This window comes from Peribacillus sp. NPDC097675 (assembly GCF_050277655.1).
GTDB lineage: Bacteria > Bacillota > Bacilli > Bacillales > DSM-1321 > Peribacillus.
Genome location: NZ_JBNNSK010000007.1, coordinates 42,144 through 63,872, shown reverse-complemented (window position 1 = coordinate 63,872; position 21,729 = coordinate 42,144). Strand labels below are relative to the sequence as shown.

Genomic DNA, 21,729 nt, shown 5'->3' with positions numbered 1-21,729 from the left:
TGTCTGTCACAAAACGTATATCTTACAAAAAGGAGTCGCAGGACCAGTGTGATCTGAACTTGGCGTCCCCTGCTCCCTATCGTTTCTGATTAATCAGGAATTCTGTAAGAAATTCCTCGAAATTCGGAGCTTCGATGCTAGCGATCTTTTCATAGGATTCTATGATTTTGAGTTTGATTTCTTGTTCGAGGTCTTTTCTGTCTTGATAATGTGTGTTCTTTAAGGATTTTTTTATTTTAGGATCTAGAGAATTGATCATTTCCATCAATTCTTCTTTTGAAAGTTTGTTATCCACAATGCCTGTTCTCCTTCCTACCATAAATCTCATTCATATAGTGTTTTCGCAGTTTTTTGAGTCCTTGTTTGCGAATGCTAGATATGTTTTGAGGTGATTCATGGAAATAAGCTGCGATTTCTTTGTTGGAAAGGCCGTAGGAATAGACCATCGTTAGTACCTGATTTTGTTTCGGCGTCAGCTTCTGAAGGGCTTTCACCAATTCTTCGTCACCGATATGGGAAGAAAGGTCGCCAGTTTCCCCCATCTTTTCAAGTTGAATGTCCAGATTTCCGATTCGATCGATGATCCCGCCGCTATCCAAGGTCATGTCGAGATCCATTCGATAGCGTTCCCTTTGTTTTCGTGCTCTTTTATCATAGTCAACGGAGAAAAAATAAATTAATGAGCATAAGTATTTGTATACCTTGGCCCTATAATAGAAAATTTGGAATGTCTCGTTGAGATGACAAATGTTGTTTGAGGATGGGGACTCAAGTGTATCTGTGAAAATCTTCATATGGTCAGGGTTTTGTAAAAAAACCTGGACGATGGGTTGTTCAAAGAATGAAGTGTATCTTTGATGTAACACATCAAGTGAATGAGAAAAGAAATGAGCGGTTAACTTGTTCATTTATTATCCCTCCTTAAATTCATAAAGTGATGGACAAGGGGAATAAATCAATTATATACGAACATTCGTTCTTTTTTCTATAAACCGATAGTGCTAGATTGATTTTGCTCGGACATTATTCACTTTAGTTAATAGATACAAGAAAAGGGGTGAAGAGGATGATGATTGAGGATGCTACTGTGTGGGTATCACTAGTTAGCGATTTTGGCTATCCATTCGTCGTTTCAATGTTTTTGCTCTTCCGCTTCGGAAAAAAATTAAATGCACTGACTCTAGAAGTAGAAAACCTGAAGAAGACCGGTCATAAAAAGAGAAGCTGACATAAGGAGCTAGGTTGAAATACGGATTTTGGATTCTGTTTCCATAAGGGATCCAAAATCTAGATAGTGAAATGAAAGCGTTGGATATGAGTTATCCTATTATTATTTTGCCCGAATAGGATATTATGTCTTCCTAGCTTGGAATATAACACAAAAAATGGTAAAAATAATCCTCACATAGAATCATTTTATTAATATAACTCATCGGTCCTAAGAATTAGTGGAAAGCCTCCTCCCTTACGTATTTTGTTTTATAAAGTAAAGTGAAAATACTTTTAAAAAAACAACATTTTTACGTTATACGAAAAAAAATGCAGCATTTCATTGGATAATGCTGTATTTTTCACTGAATGGTAATAAAATGTAATTTTAGGATAGGGGGCGCTGTTTTGAACAAGAAACAACTTAACGATCTTGAACGATTGCAATTGGAGAGTGAACAAGGGAATTTTTCGCTGAAGCTGAACTGGGAGACACTCCGTAGCCGGAATGGCGTCTTGCAAAATGATTTCCTACATTACGAAGGAAATCAACTGGTTGGATTTGTCGGTTTGTATGACTTCGGAAGTAAACTAGAAATGTGCGGAATGGTTCATCCGGATTTCCGGAGACGGGGGATTTTTACGAATTTGGTGAATGAAGCTTTGGAAGCTGGAGTAAGGAGGGAAGCAAGAGCGATTATCCTTAATGCTCCGGGTCCATCCGATTCCGGAAAAGAGTTCTTAAAACAAATCCCATGTGAGTTTGCGTTTTCGGAATACCAAATGAAATGGTCTCTTACCGAACTGTCTCACGATGAAGATATTATCATTCGCCCTTCAAGGAAAACGGATGCGGAAACAGAAATTCAATTGGATATTCAATGTTTTCAGTTTTTGGAAAAGGAAGCAAGGGATTATTATCAGCGCATTCAATATGAAGATACGTTAAAGACCTTGATGATTGAATCAGAGGGGATTACTGTAGGTAAAATCCGGGTCGATCATAGTGAAGGAGAAGCGTGGATTTATGGTTTTTCAATTTTTCCGGAGTATCAGGGAAAAGGCGTTGGCAAAAAGGTGCTGAAGAAGATAGTGGCTGAACAGCATGAGCTCGGCTACGATATTTTTCTTGAAGTGGAAGCGAAGAACGCGCGTGCTCTGGGACTCTATGAATCTTGTGGATTCAGGACGATACAGCGGCAGGATTATTATGAGTATAAGTTAGGGGAATGATGGTTCCATTCTAGAGTCATTGGAAAAGGAGATGAGGATGCTGCTGACACTTTTCAATTATAACTGGCAAGTCAGAAGGGAATGGATCGAATGGTGTCTGAAACTCCGTTCTGATGAATTACTGAGAAAGCGGAACGGGGGAATGGGCACCATCGTGAAGACGCTCGTCCATATCATTGATGTCGAGTATAGTTGGATCCGGGCCATTCAGGGGAATCCGGATCTTGAAATAGACTTGGATTCGTTCTATACAGTTGATGATATTCAGGACTTGTCCGCCAGGTATCATCAGGAAGTAAGGGAATTCATGCAGACATGGTCACCTAGTATGGAGCATGAGGTGATAGAAGTTCCCTGGATGGATGGGAGTTATGAAAAGGGCAAGGTAGTAAGACACTTGATTGCCCATGAGATTCATCACATTGGACAGCTGTCGATCTGGGCGAGGGAAATGGGACTCAAACCGGTATCCGCCAGCTTGCTTGATCGTCATTTATAAACGCCTATAGAAGAACTGGTGAATGATTTTCATTTCCGGTTCTTTTTTCTCTTTTCTGGCGTTTTATGATTATCAAATGAAAAAAAGGGTATCAAGAAATTTAGAGGGTTTTCATTTGAAAATCAGGTTTGTAATGGTAACCATTTTATAGAATTGATTTTGTTAGAAGGACATGGGGGATTGCTAGATTCTTAGTTTTCCGGTGTTCTGAAGAAATAAAGCGAACAGCACAAGCAAGAGTTTAGGCAGTATAGGCAAGCTCCTTTTATCCTCTTTCATCCAGTTCCACCCACTCGTCATACATATTATCCATTACAAGAAAAAACCATGCAGCTTAGAAAGGAAGTAACGATGCGTTTAAAATTAAATAGTGTTTTCTGGATTTCCGCAATTATTGTAACGTTAGTCGTCATCATAGGAGCAGTGATTCCCAAAACTTTTGCAAATGTGGCCAATGCTGCTCTTGATTTTACAACATCATCTTTTGGCTGGCTATTTTTGGCCGCTGTTTTCTTATTTGTCGTTTTCCTGATCTATCTCGTTTTTAGCAAATATGGAAAGATCCGTTTGGGTGGGGAGGACGAACGTCCGGAATTCCCTTTGTTCTCCTGGATTGGCATGTTATTTTCCTGTGGATTTGGTATTGCTTTAGTGTTTTATGGGATAGGAGAACCAATGAGCCATTTCTTTACACCACCATATAAGGATGTCGAGCCATTAACGACAGAAAGCGCCCGATTGGCTATGGGGTATTCCTTCTTTCATTATGGTGTCAGTCAATGGGCCATATTCTCAATTGTTGGACTTGCCATGGCATATTTTCAGTTCCGGAAAAAGGAGAATGGACTGGTCTCAACAACCCTTTCTCCCATAATCGGAAAGGGTAGGCATGAAAAACCAACAAAAAAATTCATAGATATCCTTGCCATTACGGCCACGATCATGGGTGTTGCAACCTCATTAGGCCTAGGAATCATGCAGATTGATGGAGGCATACGCTTCTCCTATAACATGCCGGATGCCAGCTGGATTAAAATCGTGATTGTCATCGTGATGATGGCACTGTTTTTAACCTCTGCGATTACCGGGATAAACAAAGGAATGAAATGGTTAAGTACTTTTAACCTGTTTGCCGTATTCTTGATCATGCTGTTCATATTCATTACGGGGCCGACTCAGTTCATTCTAGATACCTTCATCGTAGGAATCAGTGATTATATCTCTAATTTTGTAACATATAGCTTAAGATTGAACCCATATAACGGGAACCCTTGGGTTTATAAATGGACCATTTTCTACTGGGCGTGGGCGATTGCCTGGTCACCTTTTGTGGGTTCCTTTATCGCTCGAGTTTCTAGAGGGCGCACAATCCGGGAATTCATTATCGGCGTGATGGTCGCTCCCCCAGTTATAGCTTTGGTCTGGATTGCCATTTTCGGGGGAACGGCTCTTCATATGGACCTTTTTGAAGGTACGGAAATTGCAGCAGCTGTAAATGACGATATAACAAGCGCTCTTTTTACCATGCTTCAAGGACTCCCGATTAGTGGAGTCGTCACGGTTTTTGTCTTGATCTTAATCTTGACCTTCCTTGTGACTTCAGTCGATTCAGCCGTCTTTATATTAAGTTCGATGTCGACGAACGGTAGCTTGAATCCTCCGATATTCGTCCGAGTCATTTGGGGCGTATTAATGGGAGCTATTGCCTTGGTCCTTCTTTTATCGAGTGGATTAACCGGATTGCAGTCCGCATCAGTTGTGTCAGCTCTGCCATTTACGATTATTTTGCTACTCATCATGGTTGCCTTTTATAAAACCATGCGTAAGGACTTGAAGCTGGCTCCTAAACCCGCTTCCGCGAAAAAAAGGTCGGTAATAAGAAGAAAGCGTTAGATTATTAAATAGGTTAGTAGGCCGGTTCATGTAATGAGCCGGCCTATTTTAGATATAAAACGGAAAATAATTGGTATATTATACCTTATTCGTCATTAATAAATGATGCAAAAGAATTATTTTATCAAAAAATGTAAAATTGCAAGGAAATGTGTAAAAATTCTGATAAAAATATGGTATATTGTTGTAGGATTTCATAAAATTTGAGAGGTTGTGAAGTATGTCGTTTAAAACGAAAATGCTAGCCCCAATCCTTGCTGTAAGTTTGATTACAGCCCCATTTGCCGTTCCGGTAGATGCATCTGCCAAAGGAGTGAGCAAAGCGAAACCGTTTGCACTTTCAACTCCTACGGTAAGTTACACAAACGGGGCTAATGCCACTGTAACTGTTACGCCTAAAAAGGGAAATAAGGGGAAAGAAGCCGTTGTCTTTCAGCTAATGAATGGGACAAAGGTCGTTTCTCAATCAGCTGTAGAGACGGACATCAAGTCAGCACAAAAGTTTTCTGCCCACTTCAACACGTACAAATCAGGATATTGGATCAAGGTATCCGTTGTTTCCAATTATAATGGAAAAACGAGTAATTTCGGCAAAAGCCTTGCCACCTCGGTTTCCGATGCTCCATTTGAACTACGAATCATGGAAACGACAGACGTACACACCAATCTTGTAAGTTATGATTATTACAAAAATGCCGTATCGGATTCAGTTGGATTCTCACGCACGGCTACATTGATTAAACAGGCAAGAAAAGAAGCAAAAAACAGCGTTTTAGTAGATAATGGGGACCTCATTCAAGGCACGCCGCTTGGTACATACAAAGCGAATATAGCGCCACTGAAAAAGGGAGAAGTGCACCCTGTCTATAAAGCAATGAATCTACTTGGTTATGATGTGGCTACATTTGGTAACCACGAATTCAATTATGGGTTATCCTATCTGGACGAAGCTATCAATGATGCGAATTTTTCCTATGTAAATGCTAATGTCTATAAAAAGGATAAAGATAAAAATCCAAATAATGATAAGAATAAATACACGCCATATAAAATCGTGAAGAAGAAAGTAAAAGATATAAATGGCAATGAAAAATCTGTTAAAATCGGATATATCGGTTTTGCCCCTCCGCAAATCATGGATTGGGATAAAACAAATCTTGATGGGAAAGTCGTGGCCAAGGAAATCGTTGCGACAGCCAATAAATTTGTTCCTGAAATGAAGAAAAAGGGTGCAGATGTCATCGTGGCATTGACGCATTCAGGTTTTAGCGGCGACGCCAAAAACACTGAGGATGTTATCTATTCATTAAGTAAAGTGGCTAATATCGATGCCATTACATTCTCGCATACTCATAAAGTCTTCCCGGCACAAGATGAGGCATCATTAGACAACTTGTTCAAGGACAATCAAAACAAAGTCCTTGCAGGCGTAGATAATAAAAAGGGCACAATCAATGGAGTACCTGCCGTCCAAGCAGGATATGGTGGAAGTAACCTAGGCATCATTGACCTTGATATTCAGAATATTAAGGGAAAATGGAAAGTCATTAACTCCGATTCTTCAACCCGGGCAATCAATGACAAAGTAACCGGTAAGAAAGCGGCTGAAGATGCAGCTGTTGTGAAGGCGGTCAAAAAAGACCACGAGGCAACAGTTAAGTATGTTAATACGCCAATCGGCAAAACAACAGCACCAATCCACAGTTATTTTGCCCTTGTGCAGGATGATCCTTCTGTACAGGTCGTAACTAGTGCACAAAAATGGTATGTTGAAAATTACCTTAAAAACAATCGTCCTGAATATAAGGACCTACCGATCCTTTCTGTAGGGGCGCCATTTAAGGCTGGTCGCAATGGAATCGAAGAATATACCGATATAAAAACGGGTGATTTGACGATCCGCAGCGCCGGTGATTTATATTTGTACGATAATACGTTAAAAGCCATCAAAATCAAAGGCTCTGTTGTCAAAGAATGGCTTGAAATGTCCGCAGGTAAATTCAATACCATTAATCCTGCTAAAACAGAGGAACAAAAATTATTGAATGATAAGTTCGCGGTCTATAACTTCGACGTAATTGATGGTGTAACGTATCAAGTCGATGTCACGAAAGCTCCACGTTACGATGAAAAAGGGAATAAGCTTTCAGATTCAAGCAGAATCACAAAATTAGAGTATGACGGTAAAGCCGTTGATCCAAATCAAGAATTCATCGTCATCACGAATAATTACCGTGCTTCGGGCGGAGGGAATTTCCCAGGTGTCAAAGGCAGTGAATACATTGTCGATTCCGCTGATGAAAACCGTCAGATCTTGATGGATTATATTACGCAAGAGAAGGAAATCAACCCGACCGCAGATAATAACTGGTCAATTGCCCCGATTTCCGACAAGGTGAATGTTACATTCACTTCATCGCCAAAAGGTGCAGAATATTTAAATGAAGACAGTGCCATTTCGTATACAGGCAAAACGGATGATAAAGGATTTGGTATCTACAAATTCAATCTGGCCAATAATAACATTCAAGTTCAATTGTTGGGAATCAATGATTTTCATGGCCAAATCGATACTACCTCCGAATTCGGTGGGGTGAAGCAAGGACGTGCCGATTACTTAGCGGCTCACCTAAAAAAACGTGAGGCAGAAAATCCTGAAAATACATTGTTAATTTCAGCAGGAGATGCCGTTGGTGCAAGTGCTCCCGTATCATCCTTACTACAGGACAAACCGACACTTCAGCTCCTGAATAATATGGGATTTGATGTAGGAACTGTAGGAAATCACGAATTCGACAAAGGGGTCGAAACGTTGATGGCCCAAATAAATGGTGGAAAGTCTCCCACTTCAGATGTCGTTTTCGATAAGTTGAACTTTCCATATGTAGTGGCTAATGTCGTGTATAAAGATACGAAAAAACCAATTTTAGACCCGTATGTGATTAAAGAAGTCGGCGGTGTGAAAATAGGATTTATCGGTGTCGTCACGAATACGACACCTCAAAAGGTAAGCCCAGCTGGCATCAATAATGTAGAATTTATTGAGCAGGCTCCTGCCATCAATAAAGCGGTCGATGAGTTGAAGGAAAAAGGCGTTAAATCGATTGTCGTTGTCTCACATGACCCAGGTACTGAGAAAGATGGGGTCATTACAGGAGAAGTGGCTGATTTGGCAAATGCCATCGATGATGAAGTCGATGTCATTCTGGCTGGAGATAATCATGCCAAGAATAACAGTACGGTCGATGGAAAATTAATCGTTCAAGCTTTCTCTTACGGAACGGCTTTTGAAGATATTGATTTGGAAATTGATCCGAAAACAAAGGACGTCGTCAAAAAATCGGCTGAAATTGTTACCGTCACACAAGAAGGAATCACACCTGATGCCGAAACGACGAAGTTCATTAACTCATATCTTGATCAATTCCCTGAATTGAAAGCGCCACTAGGGAAGACGGAAGAGAAAATTTTAAGAGCGAACGCCTATACTCAGGAAACAGCTCTTGGTAATTTAATCGCGGATTCCATGAAAGCTGATTTACAATCTGACTTTGCTTTCATGAACCCAGGTGGAATTCGTGCAGATATTCCACAAGGTGAAGTGACGTATGCTGATTTGGCAAAAATTCAGCCATTCGGAAATGTACTGGTCAAACTTGAATTAACAGGTGCCGAAGTAAAAACCTTGCTTCAACAGCAGTGGGTCGTAGAGGGCAATCCAAAAACGTTACAAATTTCAGGATTGAGCTATACCGCTGATTTCAGCAAGCCAGTCGCTGAACGTGTCACAGAAATGAAGAAAGCGGATGGCACGCCAATCGAAGCGGATAAAACGTACACTGTGACTGTCAATGATTTCATGGCAAGCGGTGGAGACAACTATACCGTGTTAAAAGGTAAGGAGCGCGTATTCGGACATGCTGATTTAGAAGCGTTCGTTGAATATGTGAAAAATACTTTTAAAGGCGGAAAAATCACTGCGGTTACGGAAGGCAGAATCAAAAATATCAATAATTAAATGAGTTTTATCGTTCAATTTGGGAGATATATCGGTCGGTATGGCTGATATATCGGTCAAAATCGAAGCTTTATCGGTCAGTTCGAAGAAAAGGGAGTGTTCCGAATATGGAACGCTCCCTTTCTTTATCAGTTATTTCGGAACATGGAGTAGTTAAGGCCTAAAGCGAAAGTCACCCAGCCAATATAAGGAACCATAGCGAGGCCGGCTGTGCGATCAATGCTGTAAAACTCGAAGGCCGTCAAAGTAATCAGCGTCAATAAGGCAGCCATTTCAATGAAGGCTGTTCCGCGCAAGCCCCATTTGAAGAATAGAAAAGACCATAAAAAGTTCAGCCCAAGTTGAGTGTCATAAAGAAGTTCAGAAGACTTCGTGTTTTTTTCTTTTACGGAAACACGGTACTTTGCAATTCCCATGACGGTATAAAGGCCTGTCCAAGCAACGGGGAAAACCCAGGAAGGGGGAGCAAATGAAGGTTTCTTAAGGTCATTATAAATTTCTTTAGAATTCCTTGTGGCAATAGCGCCGACAATGGAGCCTCCGACTACGGGAATCAAAACACTCTTAGCCAATTTTCGATAATCCATTAAATCATCCACCATCCTTCTACATAATTTGGTTATTGTTATACCATTACCTTTAAACACCCAAATAAAACATTTCAATGGGCTAGAAGGTGTAAGTTTTTTCCGTTTTCATTGTCTGTATGGAATACAAAGTTTGAGACACAATTTTTAAAAGAAAGAAGGCGCTTGGAATGCATCCTAGTATTGAATTTACTATTACTAAGGCTACTATTGAAGACATGGAACAAATCATTAGTTTGCGGTTAGCACTTTTAACAGAACTAGATGAAATAAAATCTTCAGAAGAGAAATACCTTATGGAAAAATCAACGAGAGAGTATTTACAAAAAGCCCTTTCAAACAATGAATTTATATCTTATGTGGCAAAAACCGATGGTAAAGCAGTAAGTATAAGTGGAATGGTTTTATTTAATAGACCACCCTATTTAGAAAATCTGAAAGGGATTGAAGCTTACATTCTTAATATGTATACACTTCCGGAGTATCGAGGAAATGGATTGGCGAGAAGAATACTTGAACATTGTATTAAGGAAAGTGAAAAATATAATGTTAAACGGATTTGGCTACATTCCTCCAAAAGTGGGAAGCATCTGTACGATAAGATGGGGTTTACTGAAAAAGGCAGTGAAATGGAGTTATTTCTTTAAGGCTTTATGAGGGGATATAATAGAAAAAATAAAAGAGGATGCCCGTATGTAATGGGCATCCTCTTTGGTTCTTTATCTTTTTCGCTTATGTAATCCAGTTGCATAGTATAACACGACAAGCAGGAGGATCCAGATTGGACCTACGATTAAAGCGATTCTGGTATCCGGAGAAAAGCCAAGAACGACCATCACAAATACGAGAAAAGCTAGTGCGAAATATGAAGTGAGAGGGAAAAACGGCATTTTGTATGTTAAGCCCTGTTTTTCTTCTACACTCATTTTCTTTCGTGAACAGATCTGTGTGACAAGGATGGTACCCCACGTCCAAAGGGCTCCGAATGTCGCCACACTCGTTACATAAGTGAAGACTTTCTCAGCTTCCATATAATTCAGATAGACGCCAAAAAGGAGCACGATGGCCGACACGATAATAGCAGTGCCTGGCACGCCATTCTTAGTGATACGGCCGAACCTTTTAGGAGATTCACCTTGCTGTGCTAGGTTAAACAGCATTCTGCCTGTACTGAAGATTCCGCTATTGCAAGAGGAAAGGGCTGCTGTCAGTACGACGAACTGGATGATACCGGCTGCTCCTGGAATACCAATTCTATCAAACATCATAACGAACGGACTGTTTTTCCCGGTCATTTGATCCCACGGAGTGATTGAAAGGATAACAGTGAGAGCCAAGACATAAAATAGCATGATGCGGTAAAAGACGGTGTTAATAGCCCGTTTAAGAGATTTCTCGGGGTTTTTAACTTCTCCCGCGGTCACACCAAGCATTTCGATGCCTAAGTAAGCAAACATAACCATTTGGAAGGAAAGGATAACACCTGAAATCCCATTAGGGAAAAACCCGCCATGGGAGTACAGATTACTGAATCCGACTGCATCACCTGCATTGCCGAAACCAAAGAAAATCATTCCAAATCCTAAAATGATCATGACGATAATCGTGACAATCTTAATCAATGAGAACCAAAACTCTAATTCACCATAAGCTTTTACAGCCAGAAAGTTAATGGTAGTCATAATCACTAGTGCTGCTAATGCCCAAGCCCATTGTGCGGTATCCGGATACCAAAACTGCATGTAAATTCCGACGGCAGTAATTTCCGCCATGCATGTAGCAATCCAAAGGAACCAGTAATTCCAACCTGTTATGTATCCGGCCAGAGGACCGATAAATTCACTTGCATAACGACTGAAGGAACCTGCGACAGGATTTTTAATGGCCATTTCGCCCAACGCCCGCATGATCAAATAAATGATCAATCCTCCAATGGCATAAGCTAAAATAATAGCTGGACCGGCTAATTTAATGGCCGATGCCGATCCAAGAAATAACCCCACTCCAATGGCTGCACCAAGGGACATTAATGCGATGTGTCTTTCTTCCAATCCTCTATGTAATTGAGAATCTTTGGAGTTTTGCATAGTTTTCCTCTTTTCTATATTGGAATGTGGTTTTGAACCTTCTACTATTTTATCACTAGTAGGGTTTTGAGCATACTATGTGTCTTTTTTTCTCAAAATATTACAATTGAATAATATATTCTAATAGTTTGTTTGTAAAGAAAATTGTGAAAACGCTTTCTATACGAGGTGATTAATGTATATTCAAAAGAGAAAGTGTAAACTATGGATCATATTATTATGTAGGTAAAGCTAAATTTTCTTATTTTTCTGCAAAATTATAAAAAAACTGCCCCTTGAAGATGGGCAGCAAATCGTTCCTCAATCCCAGATAGAATAAGCCCATTCGGGATGATCGATGAAAGGATTTCGATTATGTTGGTAGTCATTGTAAATGATCTCATTGCGATTCCGTTCGAAGTCATCTACCGGGTCCTGTTCATGCCAATCAAGTAATACGTCCAGCTTTCCATGGTAGGGAGCAGAGCCATTGTTTACTTGATTATTCAACTCTAAATCCAATTCTCCACTATCTCCCTCATACCGAACAGCCATGTAAAACAGCATCCGTGCCACGTCACCCTTGACACTGTCGCGGGGTTCCCAGGAATCGGAGTCGTAGTAATTCCCTTTTGCTTCGGAATGTTCGGCCCCCCCATTGTCAAAGTCGAGATTATTCCGCGTGCTGTTGACGGAGGCATCGGTTGGCCGCAGGTGATGTAAATCGGTGCCGGCACCCATGGATGTGCCGAATCCACCATGGGATTTTGCCCACACATGCTCACGGTTCCAGTCGTTCACGCCTGCCCCATTGGTGGTCTTTCCTTGGGAACGTCCAGTATAAAGAAGAATGACATGATCAGAGTTGTTTGGGTCCTCATCAGTTTCTCGCAAAGCGACCCACACATTAGCGTAGGATATTTGAGTATGATCATCAATGATGTTATGCAGTGCATCCTTTAGTGCACTCCCAGTTTTTCCAGTAGCGGAGTCATAATAAGAATCGGCATTAGGAGTGTCTGGGGTTATTGACCCTCCGTTTTTCACCATGAGAGAAGGGATCTTTAAGCCAGCATGAGAAAAATAAGAGGTCAGCGTTCCAGTTATGGTGATTTTTTGGCCTTTTAAAGAAGGATTCGTTTGTAGTCCAAATTCAGAACGGAAAGAAGAGGGGATTTGGACATAAAGCATATTTGATGGGTTTGTTTCCGAGGCTTTATCGGAAATAGCTAACGCATAATCACTCGGATAGTTGGTAAATTCGACAACCGTGGCGGAAGTGGGCTGACCGACCACATAGCCGCTGACGGTTTGAACGGAATTATTTTGGTTCACGGTAGCCTGTGAGACGGAGTAAGGGGATGTTGGGCTTCCATTACCGGTTGCAGCCAAGGTAGAAGCAGGAATAAAGAAAGCGAACACAAGCATGAGAGACAGTAGAATTCTTGGTTTACATTTAGTGAACATGTCATTCCTCCATAAGTCGATTCATACCCCTTTTTAGCGTATGTACGATTACACTTAGGCAAAGACTGTTCAATTCCCTTTATGTTCATGGAAAATGAGTGAATACAGCTAGTACGTATTAGCAGAAATTGGGGAAATAGCCCAGGAAATATCGAATGGTGTTATGGAAATAGTCACGGGAAAAATAAAAATCGTCAGCATGTCGACTGACGATTGTCTCTACTCTTTCTTTATGATTAAACTTTGAATGATGGTTAATAAAAATGACCCAAGTAGGGCTCCCCAAAAAGTATGAATGACAAATCCGCTGACCACATAGGATGTAATCAGAAAAGTGAAAGCATTGATGACGAAGGAGAACAGGCCAAATGTCAGGATCGTGATTGGTAAAGTGATAAGCTGAAGAATAGGTTTAACCAACAGGTTCATAATCGATAAGATGAACATTGCCAGCAAAGCTATGCCATAAGAATTTATCGTGATGGAATCGAGAAGCCAGTCTATGAAAAGCAATATCAACCCATTGACAAGAAAACGCATTATTATATTCATGAAAACCTCCTAAAGCACTAACTACCACCTATTATACTAAAGGACCATATAAATCAGGTGGAAAATTGACGAATTGGCACAAAAAATCCATATTATTTAGAGAATTCGTCTAGGCTTAACGTATTGTACCTGATCAGCTAAATTTCACAGAATTTTCACTGATTGAAAGCATGAATTATTATAAAATGAAAGAGAACAAATTATCTTAATTGATAAGCATACCAGTTTTACCCTCTATTATTCTCGATTACCGTAATCATTCTTCCACAATTGATAAAGAATGCAATTAAGATATTACTTGAATTATATCAATATATAGATAGTGAAAACCTCAATATATACCTAAACCTCACATTATCATCATTAAATTCATGTTTTGATTGCATTTCGTAAAGAATCAGTACTTAATGACGTTTATTATTATATTAAAATTATTATAAATAAGTATTGATTTTTTTCTAAGAAACTATATTATTATATATATTAAAACTTATGAAGAGGTGGTTCATTTATGTCGAATAAGAAAAACCTTACAACTAGCTGGGGTGCTCCAGTTGGCGATAATCAAAATTCAATTACGGCTGGTTCACGTGGTCCAGTCCTTATACAAGATGTTCATTTATTAGAGAAACTGGCTCATTTTAATCGTGAACGCGTTCCAGAACGTGTCGTTCATGCTAAAGGTGGCGGGGCTTTTGGTACTTTTACCGTGACTAATGATTTGTCCAAATATACAAAAGCCAAAGTATTCAACGGTGTTGGGAAAGAAACTGATATGTTCATCCGTTTTTCAACGGTAGCTGGGGAACTTGGTTCTGCTGATACATTACGTGATCCGCGTGGGTTCGCAGTCAAATTCTACACAGAAGAAGGAAACTACGATATCGTTGGGAACAATACACCTGTATTCTTCATTCGCGATGCGATTAAATTCCCTGATTTCATACACACACAAAAAAGAGATCCTAGAACGCACTTAAAAAACCCGACTGCAGTATGGGATTTCTGGTCTCATTCACCAGAATCACTTCACCAAGTAACTACATTGATGTCGGACCGTGGGATTCCAGCAACATGGCGTCATATGCACGGATTCGGAAGCCACACATTCAAGTGGGTGAATGAAGAAGGACAAGCTGTCTGGGTGAAATATCACTTTAAAACAGAACAAGGCATCAAAAACCTTGATGTGAACCTGGCTGCTAAACTTGCAGGTGAAAACCCGGATTACCATACGGAAGACCTTTTCAATGCGATTGAAAATGGTGACTTCCCAGCATGGAAATTATGTGTTCAAATCATGCCATTGGAAGATGCGGATACCTACCGCTTTGATCCTTTTGACGTGACTAAAGTCTGGTCGCAAAAAGATTACCCATTAATCGAACTTGGACGCGTGGAGTTGAATAGAAACCCTGACAATTATTTTGCTGAAGTAGAGCAAGCTACTTTCTCCCCAGGATCATTCGTGCCTGGAATAGAAGCTTCTCCTGATAAGATGCTTCAAGGTCGCCTATTCGCTTATGGTGATGCACACCGTTACCGTGTTGGTGCTAACCACAACTTACTTCCGGTTAACCGTCCTAAAGCGGAAGTGAATACGAATCAACGTGATGGCTTCATGCGTGCGGATGATAATGGAAAAGGGTCCGTTTATTACGAACCGAACAGCTTTGGTGGAGCAACGGAATCACCTGAAAACAAACTTACGCCTTTCGAAGTGTCTGGACAAGCTGCACAAGTTGCTTATGATCATCATGATCACTATACACAAGCGGGAGACTTATATCGCCTGTTGAGCAAGGAAGAAAAAACACGTCTAGTAGAAAATGTCGTGGGTGCCATGAAACCGGTAGAATTAGAAGAAATTAAACTTCGTCAAATTGGTCACTTCTACAAAGCAGATCCAGAATACGGAACTCGCATTGCTGAAGGTCTTGGCTTAGCGGTACCACAAGAAGTATAAGAGTCATGTAAATTCATCAGCAGGCATTCATTATTTCAATGAATGCCTGCTTATTTTTATGTGGAAATCTCCTGCCTAATCGTGTGGTTACTCTGGAAAATATATAGGTGCATACGAAAAAGCTCTTCTCTGATATTTCAGAGGAGAGCTTTTGGTCTATAAACTATTAGACTAGAAAAGATGAAGGGCTTACCTGCACTGACGAGGGCAGACTTAGATTTCCCTTATCAATGACTATGTAGGGTGTTCGAAACTTAAAAGTAACTCTCGTGACTCGTTAAAAGCCCTTATCTAAAGGAGTACTAATAGTTGTGCGTTAAAGTGATTTCTCCTTTTAACGCTAGTATGGGCCCCACCTACGCCACATACTTTGACGGCCACGCATGCCATCCAACCTAATTTCATTATAATAGAAAGCGCTTACATTTTCAAAGGATATCGTGATGCAAATTTCGACATGAAGAAGATAATACGCCTCCATTCAGAGCATTGGGTTGTGTATGCTCCTGAAAAAATGGGTGAAGTCGTATGCCATACCTGATTGCAGCCCTATATAATACCCCCTCATCAATCACTCTTGGTATTTAAAAAACTAAATAATTACATAAAAATATGAATTTTGATAAAAAATTAACGTAAAATACGAATAAATTTTGTTTTTATTGTGTTATAGTTCGTATATAATGTTTTTAAACACATGAAGGGGGAGAAGCTTACAGTGTATAAAACAAAAAAGGTTCTATTATTGGGTTCAGGTGAATTAGGTAAGGAAGTCATTTTGGAAGCACAGCGGCTTGGAGTGGAGACCATTGCGGTCGACCGGTATGAACACGCACCAGCCATGCAAGTGGCCCATCGTAGTTATGTGATCGATATGCTGGATGCGAACCAGCTTAGGGAAATCGTTGAAAAAGAACAACCTGATTTAATCGTTCCCGAAATCGAGGCCATTGCTACTTCTGAATTGGTTAAGTTGGAGGAAGAAGGATTCTCGGTCATTCCAACAGCAAGAGCGGCTAAATTGACAATGGATCGTGAAGGAATCAGAAGGTTGGCATCAGAAACGTTAAATCTACCAACGGCTGCATATCGTTTTGCTAATACATATGAAGAGTTTGTTCAATCCGCTAAAGCCATCGGTTTTCCTAATGTCGTTAAACCGTTAATGAGCTCTTCAGGAAAAGGACAAAGTGTCTGCCGCACGGAAGAGGACCTAGAGAAGTGCTGGCAAATCGCAATGGAAGGCGGACGGGTCCAGAATGGAAGAGTGATCATTGAAGAGTTCATTCGTTTTGATTCGGAAATTACATTGCTCACTGTCCGTGCTGTAAACGGAACAATGTTTTGCGCACCGATAGGTCATGTCCAGCAAGGCGGGGACTATATAGAATCTTGGCAGCCACATGCTATGACAGATGGGCAACTTACGGAAGCAAAAAGGATTGCCGAAGCTATAACAGATGAACTCGGTGGATTTGGTTTATTTGGAGTGGAGCTGTTCTTGTCGGGAGATAAAGTCTATTTCAGTGAGGTGTCACCGCGTCCGCATGATACAGGGTTAGTGACATTGGTAACCCAAAATTTATCCGAATTTGCCCTTCATGTTCGAGCGATTTTAGGATTCCCAATTCCTGAAATCTCATTAATTACACCAGGAGCAAGCCGTCCCCTAAAAGCATCGGCTGAGTTATCGGAATATTCTATAGTCGGGGTGGATCAAGCCTTGGCACAGCCGAATACGCAGGTGCGCGTTTTTGGAAAACCAGTCACTAAGGTGGGTAGAAGGGTTGCTGTGGCATTATCCACAGCTGATTCTGTCGAAACGGCGAGGGAAGTCGCAACCCGTGCATTGAGTTACATGAAGGTTGATAAATAAAATACAAAAGCACTCCAGGCATGGAGTGCTTTTGGGAGGATTGCTTAGTTATAAATGTGTATCACATAAAAGATATGGCCCCGGTTAATATCGCCAATCCAGTGAGAATCAGGGATGTAAGAATGGCCCATTTTAAAGCGAAACGCTGATGATCTCCAATGTCTTTCCCTATCATGCCGACCAATAAGATGGTCGAAGCGACTAATGGACTCATTAAGTGAACGGGTTGGCCTAAAATGGAGGCCCGAGCAATTTCGATAGGGTCTATTCCATACGCGGAGGCTGCTTCAGCAAGGATGGGCAGGACTCCAAAGTAATAGGCGTCGTTTGATAAAACAAAAGTAAAAGGCATGCTGGTAAAAGCGACGATTAAAGGGAAGAAGGCTCCTAAAGATTCCGGTATGATGGAAACCAGGGTGTTAGCCATGGCATCCACCATTTTGGTTCCCGATAAAATTCCAGCAAAAACGCCAGCGGCAAATACAAGGATGACAACGATTAGGGCGTTACCTGAATGTGCTAGCATCCGTTCTTTTTGCTTCTCTAAGTCTGGGTAGTTTATCAGTAGGGCAAGGATGAAGCCAATCAGAAATAATACAGGAGCAGGCAGTAGATTCAGTATAAGAGTAGTCATGATGCCTAGAACGATCAAGAGATTTACCCACAATAACTTAGGTCTTTTTATATCACTTTCTTCTTTAATGATATTTTCCTCTAAAGTAGCGGCCGTCTCAGAATGAGTTATAGACTCTTCTTCTGTATAATCGAAATGGATACTTCCGAGCCTTTTGCGTTCTTTTTTTCCGAGTAGAAAAGCAATGAAGGTTACCCATAAAGCTCCCCCAATCATTGTTGGAATGAGGGGAACGAAGAATTCGGAAGCATCAAGACCCAAAACAGCTATGACGCGAGTAGCGGGGCCCCCCCATGGAGTCATGCCACTCATTACACTTAAAGAGAGCATCGCGATGGTGGCCATTATTAAGGGATTCATACCAATTCGTTTGTAAAGAGGAAGCATGGCTGAAACCACGATCATATAAGTGGTGGTGCCGTCCCCATCCAATGCTACCATAAGGGAAAGAATAGCTGTCCCCATAGCTATTTTGACAGGATCCCTTTTAACGATTTGGAGTATTTTTGCGATTAATGGATCGAATAATCCAGCATCGATCATCACTCCAAAAAACAATATAGCAAATAATAATAAAGCGGCTGAAGGTGCAACAAGCTTTATTCCTTCAAGCATCATGGGACCGATATCAGAAGCAAAGCCACCAATTATAGCGAAAATAATGGGTATCAGTGTTAATGCGACAATCGGTGACATTTTTTTGGTCATAATCAAATATGTAAAGATAGTAACCATGGATACTCCTAATATAGTTAGCAAAAGATCGATCCCTCCTCATATTGAATGCGCTTACAATAAAGATTTTTTTAATTGATTATTCAGAAAACTAATAAATTGGAAATATCCTATTTCCATCACCTCAATGTTGTTATTGGTTATCTTTGTTAAATAGTAATACAGGAATTTTAATAAGTTAAATATTTATTTTTTTGCATTTATCATAAAAAAAATCTATAACCTTTATATTTCATCCTAGAAGTAAATGTCAGAAATCCTTTTTCGGTAAACCGAGAGGTAAGTGAATAAAATAGAATAGAAGAAGCTGAAAAAGAGGAGGGGTTATTAGATAAACATATAAAATCAATGTATAATTTCATTAATTACCTATAAATACAAATTATAACATTGTTTGAAAAGGTGGGTTCTAATGGATGAAAAGGATTGGATTTTCTTAAAGATCCTTCATGAGGAGAAAAGTATTACCCGAACGGCAGATCGATTATATATATCACAACCTGCTTTAAGCTATCGACTAAAGAATTTAGAAGCTGAGTTTGGAGTAGCATTATTTTTTAAGACGAAGAAAGGAATCGATTTTACTTCAGAGGGTGAATATATAGTCAGATACGCCGAGGAAATGCAAAGGAGACTTCAACAAACGAAAGACCATGTGATGAACATGAATGATGGAATCAATGGGACTTTACGTTTAGGGGTTTCCAGCAACTTTGCACGTTATAAATTACCTGAAATTTTAAAAAGGTTCTCAAAACAATATCCAGATATCCAGTTTAATTTAAACACGGGTTGGAGTACAGAAATTATGAGCCTTCTAGATTCGTCAAAGGTACATGTGGGTATCGTGAGGAACAACTATCAATGGAAGGGGGAAAAGTCCCTACTTTCCAAAGAGAGGTTATTCCTGATTTCGAAAAGAGAGATTACGATGGATGAGCTGCCGAACTTACCATTTATTAATTATCACACTGATAACTCTTTAAAGAACCTAATCAATGATTGGTGGCATGAACACTTTTCTTCGCCGCCTCGTATTACCATGGAAGTAGATAAGTTGGAGACATGTAAGGAAATGGTCAAAAATGAATTGGGAGTAGCTATATTACCTGAAATGTCCCTACAGCCAAATGACTTTCTACATAAGTTATGTTTACGAGATAAACAAGGATCACCTTTGCAACGGAATACATGGTTAATGTATGATGCCAATTTTTTAAATCTATCGGTAGTTAAAGCGTTTGTGGATTTCTTTGATGAGGAATAATAATAATAGAGGCTTAGGACATGGATCACCCATACCCTAAGCCTCTTTTTTTACGTTATAAATATTTTTTATAGACTTTATGTAAATTTATATATTTCATTTATCATTTAAGGTGTATTAAGCTAAACTCAAGCAAAAAAATGTTAGGAGGAAGATAAATGGTTCAATCTAATTTCGATATTATAGTAGTAGGAGCAGGAAATGCCGCTTTATGTGCAGCCATAGCAGCAAGAGAAAAAGGCGCAAGCGTACTAGTACTCGAGCGAGGACCGAAGCAAAAAAGAGGTGGAAATTCATTCTTTACGGATGGGGCGATCCGCACTGCTTATAATGGTCTGGATGATATCAGAAAAATCATTCCTTCTATCACGGATGAGGAAGCTGAAAAAATTCATGTACCCGTTTATAGTGAAACAGAATACTATGATGATCTTATGAGGGTTACGAAGGGACAGAGTGACCCCCAATTAGCGAAGCTATTAGTTACTCAATCCTATAAGACGATTCAATGGATGCAAAGTCATGGCATTGAATTTGAACTGAATTATGAGAATCAATCTTTTGAAAAAGACGGTAAACAGATATTTTGGGGTGGACTTCCGTTAAAAACCAATGATAAAGGTGTAGGGCTCATTAGAACGCTGAATGAACGTGTGTTAGAACTTGGCATAGAGGTTTGGTACGAGACTCGTGCTACCGAGCTTAAGCTTGAGAATAATCAGATCAAATCGATCGTTGTACAGCAAGAAGGCAAAGAGCTAACGGTCAATACGACAAGTATCGTATTAGCTTGTGGCGGATTTGAAGCAGATAAAAAGCTACGGAGTGAATTTATCGGTGAGGAATGGAATGCGGCTATTGTGAGAGGGACGGAATTTAATACTGGAGACGGGTTAACTATGGCTTTAGCGGTAGGAGCACAGAAGTATGGGCAATGGTCCGGCTGTCATTCGATTGGAACGGATTATAATGCTCCAAAAGTCGGCGATTTCACGAAGCCAGGTGATATTTTCAAGAAACATTCATATCCTTTAAGCATCATGCTAAATAATGAGGGAAACAGGTTTGTCGATGAGGGTGCGGATTTCCGAAATTACACGTATGCCAAATACGGACGGGAAATCTTGAAACAGCCTGATCATGTAGCCTATCAGATTTACGATTCCCAGGTAAGACCGTTCCTACGTAAAGAGTATGATCTTGAAGAGGCTACCATTTATCAGGCAGATACGCTCGAAGAACTGGCTAACTTGTTGCCAGTTAATCAAGGTCAATTCTTGAAAACGATTGAGGAGTATAACCATTCTGTGCAAGAAGGAAATTATAATCCTACTGAAAAAGATGGTAAAGGAACGGACGGAATTAGTCCACCTAAATCCAATTGGGCACTCCGCATTGAACAAGGTCCATTTTATGCTTTCCCGGTAACATGTGGAATCACTTTTTCGTTTGGTGGAATACATGTCAGCACGGAAGGCGAGGTTTTGAATGAAGAGGAAGCGCCTATTGCCGGACTGTTTGCTGCAGGTGAAATGGTCGGAGGGATTTTCTACGAAAACTATCCAGGCGGTTCGGGGTTAATGTCAGGGTCTGTGTATGGTAAACTAGCAGGAACATCTGCTGCATCGTATGCCTTGGAAAACCGCAGAGACACGGTTACTCAGTAAAGAATAATGGTGAAGATAAGGAAGCCGACTTTTTCTGTATCAGAAAATTCGGTTTTCTTT

At 40.2% G+C, this 21,729-nt stretch carries 17 protein-coding genes; 10 read left to right on the top strand and 7 right to left on the bottom strand.

Translation table 11 applies throughout. The annotated features are described in order from the left end of the window. Positions 1-76: 76 nt before the first annotated feature. Complete coding sequence (locus ACQKL5_RS11595) at positions 77-295, bottom strand: hypothetical protein (protein ID WP_427608881.1); 219 nt, start codon at positions 293-295, stop codon at positions 77-79. Beyond that, a complete protein-coding gene (locus ACQKL5_RS11590) occupies positions 288-908 on the bottom strand; it encodes a sigma-70 family RNA polymerase sigma factor (protein ID WP_427608880.1) in 621 nt (206 codons plus the stop codon). Before ACQKL5_RS11590 ends, ACQKL5_RS11595 begins: the two co-directional genes overlap by 8 nt. A 158-nt stretch (positions 909-1,066) precedes the next feature. On the opposite strand from ACQKL5_RS11590, the gene ACQKL5_RS11585 reads away from it, so the two are divergent. The 5 genes from ACQKL5_RS11585 to ACQKL5_RS11565 all read left to right on the top strand — a co-directional run bounded on the left by ACQKL5_RS11585 (position 1,067) and on the right by ACQKL5_RS11565 (position 8,852). After that, a complete protein-coding gene (locus ACQKL5_RS11585) occupies positions 1,067-1,228 on the top strand; it encodes a YvrJ family protein (RefSeq protein WP_427608879.1) in 162 nt (53 codons plus the stop codon). 389 nt (positions 1,229-1,617) lie between these two features. Further along, entirely contained in the window at positions 1,618-2,442 is an 825-nt protein-coding gene (locus tag ACQKL5_RS11580) for a GNAT family N-acetyltransferase (protein WP_427608878.1), read from the top strand. Between the two features lie 40 nt (positions 2,443-2,482). After that, entirely contained in the window at positions 2,483-2,941 is a 459-nt protein-coding gene (locus ACQKL5_RS11575; protein ID WP_427609147.1) for a DinB family protein, read from the top strand. 327 nt (positions 2,942-3,268) lie between these two features. Further along, positions 3,269-4,834 carry a BCCT family transporter gene (locus tag ACQKL5_RS11570; RefSeq protein WP_427608876.1) on the top strand — a complete coding sequence of 522 codons (1,566 nt, stop codon included), beginning with the start codon at positions 3,269-3,271 and terminating at the stop codon, positions 4,832-4,834. Between the two features lie 220 nt (positions 4,835-5,054). Further along, complete coding sequence (locus ACQKL5_RS11565) at positions 5,055-8,852, top strand: bifunctional 2',3'-cyclic-nucleotide 2'-phosphodiesterase/3'-nucleotidase (RefSeq protein ID WP_427608874.1); 3,798 nt, start codon at positions 5,055-5,057, stop codon at positions 8,850-8,852. Between the two features lie 128 nt (positions 8,853-8,980). Here ACQKL5_RS11565 and ACQKL5_RS11560 read toward each other — a convergent pair whose 3' ends face one another. After that, positions 8,981-9,439, bottom strand: a complete 459-nt coding sequence (locus tag ACQKL5_RS11560; protein ID WP_427608872.1) for a TspO/MBR family protein — start codon at positions 9,437-9,439, stop codon at positions 8,981-8,983. A 170-nt stretch (positions 9,440-9,609) separates the two neighbouring features. On the opposite strand from ACQKL5_RS11560, the gene ACQKL5_RS11555 reads away from it, so the two are divergent. Continuing rightward, positions 9,610-10,086 (top strand): GNAT family N-acetyltransferase, encoded by a 477-nt coding sequence (locus ACQKL5_RS11555; protein ID WP_427608871.1) that lies wholly within the window; start codon positions 9,610-9,612, stop codon positions 10,084-10,086. Between the two features lie 72 nt (positions 10,087-10,158). Here the strand turns inward: ACQKL5_RS11555 and ACQKL5_RS11550 are convergent, their stop codons facing one another. From ACQKL5_RS11550 to ACQKL5_RS11540, 3 genes are all read right to left on the bottom strand, one after another. After that, the gene (locus tag ACQKL5_RS11550) at positions 10,159-11,526 is read right to left on the bottom strand and encodes an amino acid permease (RefSeq protein WP_427608869.1); all 1,368 of its coding nucleotides are present in this window, start codon (positions 11,524-11,526) and stop codon (positions 10,159-10,161) included. A 300-nt stretch (positions 11,527-11,826) separates the two neighbouring features. After that, positions 11,827-12,972 carry an endonuclease gene (locus tag ACQKL5_RS11545; RefSeq protein WP_427608868.1) on the bottom strand — a complete coding sequence of 382 codons (1,146 nt, stop codon included), beginning with the start codon at positions 12,970-12,972 and terminating at the stop codon, positions 11,827-11,829. Positions 12,973-13,191: 219 nt separating this feature from the next. Further along, positions 13,192-13,524: a phage holin family protein gene (locus tag ACQKL5_RS11540; RefSeq protein ID WP_427608866.1), complete on the bottom strand. Its 333-nt coding sequence runs from the start codon at positions 13,522-13,524 to the stop codon at positions 13,192-13,194. Between the two features lie 511 nt (positions 13,525-14,035). Here ACQKL5_RS11540 and katA point away from each other — a divergent pair. Together katA and purT are read left to right on the top strand one after the other, a co-directional pair. After that, positions 14,036-15,490 (top strand): catalase KatA, encoded by a 1,455-nt coding sequence (gene katA, locus ACQKL5_RS11535; RefSeq protein ID WP_427608864.1) that lies wholly within the window; start codon positions 14,036-14,038, stop codon positions 15,488-15,490. A gap of 718 nt (positions 15,491-16,208) precedes the next feature. Next, positions 16,209-17,366: a phosphoribosylglycinamide formyltransferase 2 gene (gene purT, locus ACQKL5_RS11530; RefSeq protein WP_427608862.1), complete on the top strand. Its 1,158-nt coding sequence runs from the start codon at positions 16,209-16,211 to the stop codon at positions 17,364-17,366. Positions 17,367-17,427: 61 nt separating this feature from the next. Here purT and ACQKL5_RS11525 read toward each other — a convergent pair whose 3' ends face one another. Beyond that, positions 17,428-18,759 (bottom strand): CitMHS family transporter, encoded by a 1,332-nt coding sequence (locus ACQKL5_RS11525; protein WP_427608860.1) that lies wholly within the window; start codon positions 18,757-18,759, stop codon positions 17,428-17,430. A gap of 388 nt (positions 18,760-19,147) precedes the next feature. On the opposite strand from ACQKL5_RS11525, the gene ACQKL5_RS11520 reads away from it, so the two are divergent. Both ACQKL5_RS11520 and tcuA read left to right on the top strand, forming a co-directional pair. Further along, positions 19,148-20,002, top strand: a complete 855-nt coding sequence (locus ACQKL5_RS11520) for a LysR family transcriptional regulator (protein WP_427608858.1) — start codon at positions 19,148-19,150, stop codon at positions 20,000-20,002. Between the two features lie 158 nt (positions 20,003-20,160). Continuing rightward, positions 20,161-21,669, top strand: a complete 1,509-nt coding sequence (gene tcuA, locus ACQKL5_RS11515; protein WP_427608856.1) for an FAD-dependent tricarballylate dehydrogenase TcuA — start codon at positions 20,161-20,163, stop codon at positions 21,667-21,669. The last annotated feature ends 60 nt before the right edge of the window (positions 21,670-21,729 follow it).